Here is an 8,696-nt window from a genome sequence, read left to right as displayed (position 1 = left end):
TGATTCCTCGCCATCCCATTCCTCCTTCATGACCTATTCTAAAATAGAAATTGGGCCACTCAGAAGGGGGCAGATCACTGGCCACGGCACAAAACGCCGCAATGACCACCAGTAAATTTCTCATCTGAAGATGCCCCCCGACATACTATACACTCTGTGAACGTGTAGCTTGGCATGAAGTCCAAGGCCAGTGGAGTTGCCGCTGATCAATGGCGCTCCCCTGCCGTCAGGGGCAGCTCCCAAACGCGGTCGAGTCCTTTCGCGCGTGCCGCTAGAGATGCCCGATCTTTCCGGAACCAGTCCGAGTGGCGGTTTTGGGGGCGACTACAGAATGGCGGCCCTTGGGAAACGCCCCCTCCATAGCCCCCATTCGCGGGCTGAATAGGACCGTGTCGGCTGCCGACCCAGACCCGGTTGTTCACGATCACCGCATCGAATATCCGCTTCTGCCGGAAGCCTTCATTCCGTTTTCGGGAATGACCCTCGTCCCCGCTTATGACCGAAGGTGGGTGGAGAGCTGAATGGCCGCTTTCTGGTGGTGCGACACTGGCTCTTCCGTTCTTGGGCCAGAACGGAAGAGCCGGATAAGCCGGGGCCACAACCCTAGGCTGATAGCTTAGCGATAAGTGCTTCGGCCACTGGGTCGCGCGGACGCACTTTCAGCGTGGCACGCGCTTCGCGAAGCGCCCCTTCCTTGTCTCCCGTAGCCAGGAGCGCCTGGGCGAGATCGCGGCGGACGGGATACCAGAATGCAGGCGGATCGGTGAAGCGGCTGAAGTCTTCTGTTTCCTCAATCAGCGCAGCTTCGGCAAATGAGGCAGCGGCGTCGTGGTAGCGCCCTTCCATCATCGCCCGCCGGCCGACCAGCACGGCACGTGTGATCGCCAGCATCTGGTCAGCGGCGGCCAAACGATTTTCCTCATCTGCTTCCGAAAGCTCGACGCGTACTGGGATGGCATCGCGCTCCGCCATCATCTTTTCGGTGTCACCCAGAAACGCGTAGGCTTCGCCACGGGCATAGTGCCAGGCAGCCTTCAGATAAGGCAGCTTCGGCTCTTCCAGTTCGAGCACTGCTAAAGGGCTTTCAAACCGGCCCATCGCGAAATACGCAGACGAAAGCAGTAATTGGCCAAAAAAGCCGCCCTCTTCCTGCGCCTGCGCACGGGCAACCAGCGGGCGCGCAAGCATCAAGGCTGTTCGGGAATCATCGGCCATCATCGCACCGCCCAGTCCGAAAATCACATTGTGGGTGTGATAGGGGATGTTCCAGACGCGCATCGGATCATCATCACCCATCATCATGGCCTGATGCTCGCCAATCTGCACCGCGATCCGATTGGCATCAGCGGCATCGGCATAGCGTCCGACCCAATAATAGGTGTGCGCAGGCATATGGACGAGGTGGCTGGCATCAAGCTTCATCGCAGCCAACCGATCAGCCTGACCCTCTGCCAAACCCGGTTCGCCATAAATCTCGGTTGCGTGAATGTAGTAATGAATAGCTCCCGTGTGGTCGGGATTACGCGCTAGCACCGGCTCGAGGAAATCCATGGCGATGCGCATCGATTCCTTGCCGTAGTCGGAAGTCATCTGAGCATCGGCGGCCAGGGCCTGCAAGGTGGCATGGTCGGGATGTGCGGCCGCCAGACGCGCCATCGCGCCGGCATAGGCAGGGTCCCGCTCTGCGGTATCGCCCTTGTTGCGGTAGCGTTCAACCAATGCGGCAGCAAAGCCAGTTTCCAATGCGGATCCGCCCGTTTTTGCCAAAGCAAGGGCCTGCTTCGCCACTGCCAAAGGCACCGCACGCTCTTCCATTTCCTTGCCGTAATTCAGAGTTGGCCCAAGCGCATAAGCATGTCCGGCAAGGCACATCGCGCAATTGGGGTCCAGCCGAACCGATTCCGCCATCGCGTCGATTGCCTCCTGGTGGGCGAAGGCAAAGGCAAGCTCGATACCATTGTCAAAGAAGGCTTGGGCCTCAGGGACGTTGGTCGCAATGGGAAATCCGCCATTGCCGTAGTTCGGCAGCAGTTTGGGGGCTGCTGGCTGGGACATGGCGCCATGATCCGAATGGCTAATGGCGGACGCTGCTTCACCTGAAGCCCTGACGCCTCGTTCGCTATGACCGCCGTCATTGTCCTGCGCGCCCGCGCCCGTCGTTGCGCACAGCAGCGCAATGAATGAGATCGGCTTGAGGATGTATTCACTGCCCATTCCACATTCCTTGATGAAGGCATCTTCGAAACGGGGATAGCGCGTGGGACATAGTAGGCCAAGCGCGCGCTATCGTCAAAAACGCGTCAATTCAAAATGGCTTGCGGTCCCGGACCGGCCTTGTCTCTAATCGCGGGCAAAAGCGTGTTGAAGGCGTGAAGCGTTCGGCGAAGTGACCGCTATGGGTCGGTTTGCGAAATTCCGCTTTTGGTAGGATCAAGTCTAAAGCTGCCATGCCCCTTTTGGAATAGCGCAGCGGCCCCACTCGTGACCGGAACTGGGTGGGAATGCGACAGGCGGCTTCATGTGAGCTGCGCGGATCAGATTTTTGCCCAAACAAATCTGGAAGATCATCTTTTCAGCGGCGTGAAATATCGTTTCGCGGCTACATTGCCGATTTCGATGCCCGCCTTGCGCCCCGCTTCCATAGAGAAGCGGTAATGAACCCCGGCAAGGATACGGGACTCCGAAACATCGTCGATATACTCTTGCGGCGTGTCGTAGCGGCGAAGCAGAGCGTCTTCCATTTCAAGCACGATCGGCGGAGAGCTGCTGCCAAATTCCTGTTCGATGACCGCGCCCACCGCGCCCGCAGACAGGCAATGGCCGCAAGGATATTCAGGGTGCCACGGCGTTGTGACCATGGCTTCCCACTGGGTATCGGGCGCGGTGGCGTCATTCCCGTCAGTTTCGGCATTGCGAATGGCGGTTACGGGACGCCAGAAATTGTAATGGTATTTGCCATCCATCATTGAGACGTATGAATCGGCCCATGCCATTTCAGCTAGAGCAAGAAAGCGCGCATCATCCACCAGACTGCGTCCCGGGCGGCCGATGAATTGGTTGAGCACGATCCGTACACTGCGCCCGGCCCAGAATTCGCCGATGTCGGTCTGTTCGGCGGTGCGATCTTTCGCGTTTTTCGCACCCAGCGTCCTGACCTCGTTGAAATCACGCGCCCAGATTTCGCTATCCAAGGCGACCGGCGGCGCAGGCCGCATTTCATCAGGGCTTGTCATGATCCAGGGCGTTTGCTTGGCCACGACCATGCCGATGTATGGCGTGGTTTGAACATAGGCTCCCGGTGTTTGGGGGCGATTCACCGGGTCCTTGCCTTCGGCGTTGGAGTCGGCTCTGGCGGCGATGACCGCCGCGGCTGCCTCCATCCCGACTTTCTCGCCGTTGGCGCGCGCGGCCTTGTCGGTGACCGCTTCGAGCGATGTTTTCAGTGCAGCCTCGAACATGCCCTTCTGATCGGCACAGACCAGCACGAGCACATCATGCGCCGCGCGCGCGGCTGCTGCCTGCGCCGAACTGCCTTCCGGCGCTTTGATCACCTTGGTGTAGGGCGTGTATTTCGGTGTGACCGCGTTGATGGCTTCGAACATAGCGACATTGACCATCGCCTCCATATCGAGCTGTCGCGGATCCTCGCACTTGTCGGCATGGCCACGCCATTGCGTCAGGACGTTGTTGACGACACCGGCAGACACGCTTGTTGCTGGAAACGCGGCTGCAATGGCCGCGCAAAGAACCCACGAATGGTTCACATTACGCATAGAAAATCCCCCCCCCAGGGCCGATTTGATCGCCCAGATGCGCTATACTATTTTCGGCCCGTCGCAAAGGCGCTCGATGCTGCCACCAGACCCGGTCATACACGACCGTCAGAACGTCTGGTTTCGCTAGAAGCCGCCACGCCGCTTTCAGGGTCGCGCATCGGTTCTGCTCATGATCGATGATGGTTGGAAAGCGGACGTGCAGGCCCAGCTTTGCAAGAGATTTGGGCTCCGTTCGCCGTCGTCACATCGGGTTTCGTTTGGTGGCCCCGTCGATTAGCCGCTTGTCCCGCAGGAAAGCTTTTACCGCCATGCTGTCGAACGCCTAAATCATTGATTGATCATCATTGAGGGGCTGAATTTCCCTTTGGCACCGCCGCGCGCGGTATCGATTGGCACCGGCGTCTAGACCGTTGTTCAAGCGTATGACGCCTACTGACTTAGCTCCCCCAAGAGGGTGTTGCGCTGACTTCAGTCACTCGAAATCATAAGTTTGGGAAATGGCCCTTGGCTTGCAGGCTGTCCAGGAAACCTTGCGTATAGGCCTGATCCGGATGCGCACGGACCGACTGATCGAGCGCCTTAGCGTCCTCCCCGACCAAGATGCGCCATTGTCCGGCCCGGACTCCGTCCAAGATCACCTTGGCCGCCTCCGCCGACGACATCGGCGCGGTATCGCGAAAATCGGCATTGGCGAGTTCGATGATCTGATCCTCGCTCAGGGTTGACGGATCGATACCCTGCGCTTCCAGAATAAAGTTGAGCTCATTTTCGACCCCGCCCTGGATCCGCATCGAATTGCCCGCAATCTCGGTGCCAATGTGGCCCGGCATAACGACCGAGCAGGTGATATGCGGCGCGTTGTTGGCCAGATCGACGATCAACGCCTCGGTAAAGCCCTTCACTGCAAATTTCGCAGCTGAATAGGCGGTATGCGGACGCTGCGGCCCAAGTGTGGCCCAGAAGCCGTTGATGCTGGAGGTGTTGACGATATGGCCCGCCTCCGCGTTTTTCAGTAGGGGCAGAAATGCGCGGACGCCGTGAATGACACCGTAAAAGCAGATATTGAACGTCCGCTCCCAAGCAGCGCGCTCGCCTGCGACAAAGCTGCCTCCGCCGCCGATCCCGGCATTGTTGAACAAGAGATGGATCTTATCGGTATCAAACGCGGTGCGCACCTCGTCGGCCCATGCATTCATCTCCCCTTCGATCGCGACATCGGCGCGGGTGCAATGGACCATCGTCCCCTGCGGCGCGGCGGCGCGGCAAAGCCGCTCCGTCTCAGCCATGTTCACTGCTGACACATCGCACATCGCGACGGAACAGCCTTCAGCAGCCAAGGCTAGCGCCAGTTCGCGCCCCATTCCCGTCCCACCTCCGGTGATGACCGCGATCTTTCCTGCAAAGTCTTTCAGCGCCATAATCCTCGCCCCCGAATTGCCAAGCCTTTTCCGGCTGAGTATTTTCCTGCGTCTACCAATAACCCTCAAAATGCGGTTTCCAAAACGGTTTGGGTAACCAGATCACTTCGACTCTTGTAAGGACTTGTCGCAGTGCCTTGGCAACTCCGGGGGCGACACGAGAATTTCGGTATCTAAGAGACATCCTGCGGTAGCCGCGAGGCAGGTTCCAGAGCTGAGCCGGGCCCCTGCGGTCAACTGAACGTGGGTCGAGAAAGGTCGATACCCTAGCGGACATCCCCGGGCTTTTGTTCAGATGTTTCGACCATATATTCAATACCAAACGGCTTGTTCGTGATGAAGAGCGCGACCATGTCTTGATCCGATGACGCGCCATGTTGCATCGGTTCGCCCTCAGGGAACCAGACAAAAGTTCCCGGACCGAATTCACCACGATGGGTGACCAGCTTGCCCTCAAGGACATACATCCCGTGGCCACAAGGATGCGTGTGGTGAGGGTTAATGAAGCCGGCCGGGTAACGCAGCATCACTACGCCCATGCCGGTTTCCGGTTCGTCGAGCAGGGGCTTGATGTAAAATGGCCGCCCGATGTGCTCGATGAGAGTTTCGGACCATTCAACGTCAGACGGATACACCACCTCGATTTTGCCGGTAATCATTGCTGCCCCTTCATCTTGCGTATCGCGTTAGTTGCCATCGATCAGGCTGTAAGGATGGGAACAAATGAAAAGAGGGCCCTCCAGCATTTCCCTTCAGACCATCAATGTTACCTAAGCTGCGACTAAATGGTCTTCCCTAATCAATTCAGAGGCGCGCTCGCCAATCATGATGCACGGCGCGTTGATGTTGCCGCTGGGTATTTCCGGCATAATGCTCGCATCGGCAATGCGCAGGCCAGTGACCCCTTTCACCCGCAAGCGTTCGTCAACGACATCGCCGATGCGGCACGTGCAGCAGAGATGGTAGACCGTCACGGCAAAATGCAGTGCCATGTTCTCGAGCAAGGCGTCGCTATAGTCATCACCAGGTTTCCAGCCATGCAATTCAGCAAGCCTGGGCGGCACATACCATTCGCCCATTCCAGGCCAGTTTGACGCAATCTCAAGCACCTTGCGCATGATCCGCACCATGACCGCCAAATCGTGAGGATCACTGAAATAGTTCAATCGTATGTCCGGATGGACAGCCGGATCAGGACTTCTCACGAGGATTTCGCCCTGTCCATGTGGGACGCAATTGCTTGCCAGGAAGGTCACATTTTCAGCTTCATGAGCCAGCACTGAATCTGGATCGGATAGCATCTGGTCGACATCAATCAGCAGACGGTCGCCGGTTACATCACGCCCATAACAAGTCGGGATAAGCCCGATCTGGGCATCATGCGTGTAGTCATCGCCAAGGCCGGTCGAGAAGAAGCCAACGCCGTCGTAGATCGAGGATGCAGCGTAACCGGTTCCATGCTCGTGCCATTCGGCAAGTCGGCGTTCGGCCTCCTGCTTGATTTCCTGTTGCTCAGGCGTCAGATTCACGTCGTCGGCCGGGTCTTCTGGCAAGGGTCCGTTTGGTCCCCGCAAGGCATCTGGCCCGAGTGACAAGCCGAGTTCGGCCAAGGGAACCCCGATGCCAGGCGCAGGAAAAACCATTGGCACCTGATAGTGATCCTTGAGGTGCTTGCCGACGTGGGGATTGTCGAGCAGGCACTTGATCCCAGCCGCTTCAAGCTCGCGGCGGCAGCCGATGCCGGACACCATCAACAAATGAGGCGAACCAACCGCGCCAGCGCTAAGGACCGTTTCCCTTGCAGCCCGGATTTCCTGCAGCCGGCCAGCGCTGTCGCGATACCTGATTCCCTTGCAAACGAGGCCAACAGGCAAGGTCTCAAGCAACAACCCCTGGACGAAAGCGCCGGTGATGATTGTAAGGTTGTCACGCCTTTCTGCCTCACCCTCGAGATAGCCGTGATAGGTGCTGGATCGTCGGCCCTTACGCGTGTTGGTCTGCATAAGAGAGACCACCCCATTCGGATTATTCCGCCCGCTTCCGTTATAGTCGCCCTGGACCAGCCCCGTAGCCTCTGCAGCCTTCACAAACTGGCGCGCGGCCGGGATCACTGGCGACCGGATACCCACCCCAATGGGACCTGATTGTCCGCGTCCCTCGCTATCGATGATTGCTTCATTGGAAGGTCGGACTTCCTCCATGCGTTCGAAGCAGCGCTTCACATCCTCGAAGCTCCAGCCTTTAGCGCCCAAATCGGCCCAATGGTTATAATCCCCGGGATGGCCGCGCACGAAAGCCATGTAGTTGATCCCTGACGACCCGCCGAGCATTCGTCCACGCGGGACCGGCATAGTCTTGTTCAGGAAGCCTTGCCCTCCCTTTCCCGCATCGGCGCGATACATCCAGTCGGTTTCGGGATCGAGTTGCAACGATGCACACGCCATTGGCATCAGTTCGCGCTCGGGCGGCTTCTCACCCGCCTCGACCAGCACAACGCTAGTCGCCGGATCCTCGCTCAGTCGCGCTGCAAGCGCGGCCCCAGCCGAACCACCACCAACAATTACAAAATCATATGCAGCTGCCATCGCACACCCCCCCGAGCTTTTGCGACCGTCACGGCAACGACACTGCCGATGGGGGAGTTATACATGGGTCCGAGAGTTGGGCCATGCAATTCTATAATCCGCCCCGGGATTGCCGGAGGCCAGCTTCATCAAAAATTGCGGCCATGGGCGTGTCGTCCAGTATCGAATAGAGGCAATCGGCGAGTATGCGTCGCACATCAGTTCCGCGCGCAGTTCCTGTCTTCGATCATCAGAAGTTGCTCGCATCGACCTTGAGAGTGCGTCGGACTTCGGCTGAGGCCGGTGCGAGCGCTGCTGGTTGGCGGACGCCGGGGAGAATGGCGACGTCATAGAGCTCCGTCACGATCCCTTCAAAATTGATCGTGTGCATGACAGCGCCGGTGGCAAGGTCGATGAAATATATCCCAGCGCGCGGGTTCATCTTGCGCTGTTCCAGCGCATCATCGAGCGCCAGACCGCTGAAGGTCTTGTTATCGCGCGGCAACGACATGCCCACCACTGCGACATTGCCCATGAAGGCAAGCCCGCGAAGGTAGCCCGGGCAAAAGGTAATCGGCACAAAGGCGCCAGTCGCAAAGTCGACATAGCCAAATTCGCCCGTGCCGCTGTTGTGAAGATAGAGCTTACCTTCGTGCCAGCGCGGCGAGTGCGGCATCGAGAGGCCCGAGCAGATGATCTCGTTGCTTGCTATGTCCATGACGAGGCCCTGATCGCGTCGACCATCGCGCCAACCATCGAATGTATCTGACTGGCTCACCATCGTGACATAGGCTGCCTTGCCATCGCGCAGAGCGAGGCCGTTCAGGTGGCAGCGGTCCTCAGGCACGAGCCGCGAGATGAATGATCTGCCCCCTTCTGAGTGGCCCAATTTCTATTTTAGAATAGGTCATGAAGGAGGAATGGGATGGCGAGGAATC

The 8,696-nt window shown here is 58.4% G+C and carries 6 protein-coding genes; all 6 read right to left on the bottom strand.

Annotated features, from left to right (window positions below):
- Positions 1-603 precede the first annotated feature (603 nt).
- Entirely contained in the window at positions 604-2,214 is a 1,611-nt protein-coding gene (locus tag GRI59_RS15545) for a hypothetical protein (RefSeq protein WP_160762171.1), read from the bottom strand.
- 350 nt (positions 2,215-2,564) lie between these two features.
- The gene (locus GRI59_RS15540) at positions 2,565-3,773 is read right to left on the bottom strand and encodes a vanadium-dependent haloperoxidase (RefSeq protein ID WP_160762170.1); all 1,209 of its coding nucleotides are present in this window, start codon (positions 3,771-3,773) and stop codon (positions 2,565-2,567) included.
- Between the two features lie 485 nt (positions 3,774-4,258).
- Positions 4,259-5,194: an SDR family NAD(P)-dependent oxidoreductase gene (locus GRI59_RS15535; protein WP_202391060.1), complete on the bottom strand. Its 936-nt coding sequence runs from the start codon at positions 5,192-5,194 to the stop codon at positions 4,259-4,261.
- Between the two features lie 266 nt (positions 5,195-5,460).
- On the bottom strand, positions 5,461-5,853 hold the full coding sequence (locus GRI59_RS15530; protein WP_160762169.1) for a cupin domain-containing protein: 393 nt from the start codon (positions 5,851-5,853) through the stop codon (positions 5,461-5,463).
- Between the two features lie 111 nt (positions 5,854-5,964).
- Positions 5,965-7,779 carry a GMC family oxidoreductase gene (locus tag GRI59_RS15710; protein WP_202391059.1) on the bottom strand — a complete coding sequence of 605 codons (1,815 nt, stop codon included), beginning with the start codon at positions 7,777-7,779 and terminating at the stop codon, positions 5,965-5,967.
- Between the two features lie 229 nt (positions 7,780-8,008).
- The gene (locus GRI59_RS15520; RefSeq protein WP_202391058.1) at positions 8,009-8,605 is read right to left on the bottom strand and encodes a TIGR03032 family protein; all 597 of its coding nucleotides are present in this window, start codon (positions 8,603-8,605) and stop codon (positions 8,009-8,011) included.
- Positions 8,606-8,696 lie beyond the last annotated feature (91 nt).

It is taken from the genome of Erythrobacter ramosus, from assembly GCF_009828055.1.
Lineage (GTDB): Bacteria > Pseudomonadota > Alphaproteobacteria > Sphingomonadales > Sphingomonadaceae > Erythrobacter > Erythrobacter ramosus.
This window is presented reverse-complemented; position numbering and strand designations above follow the sequence as displayed.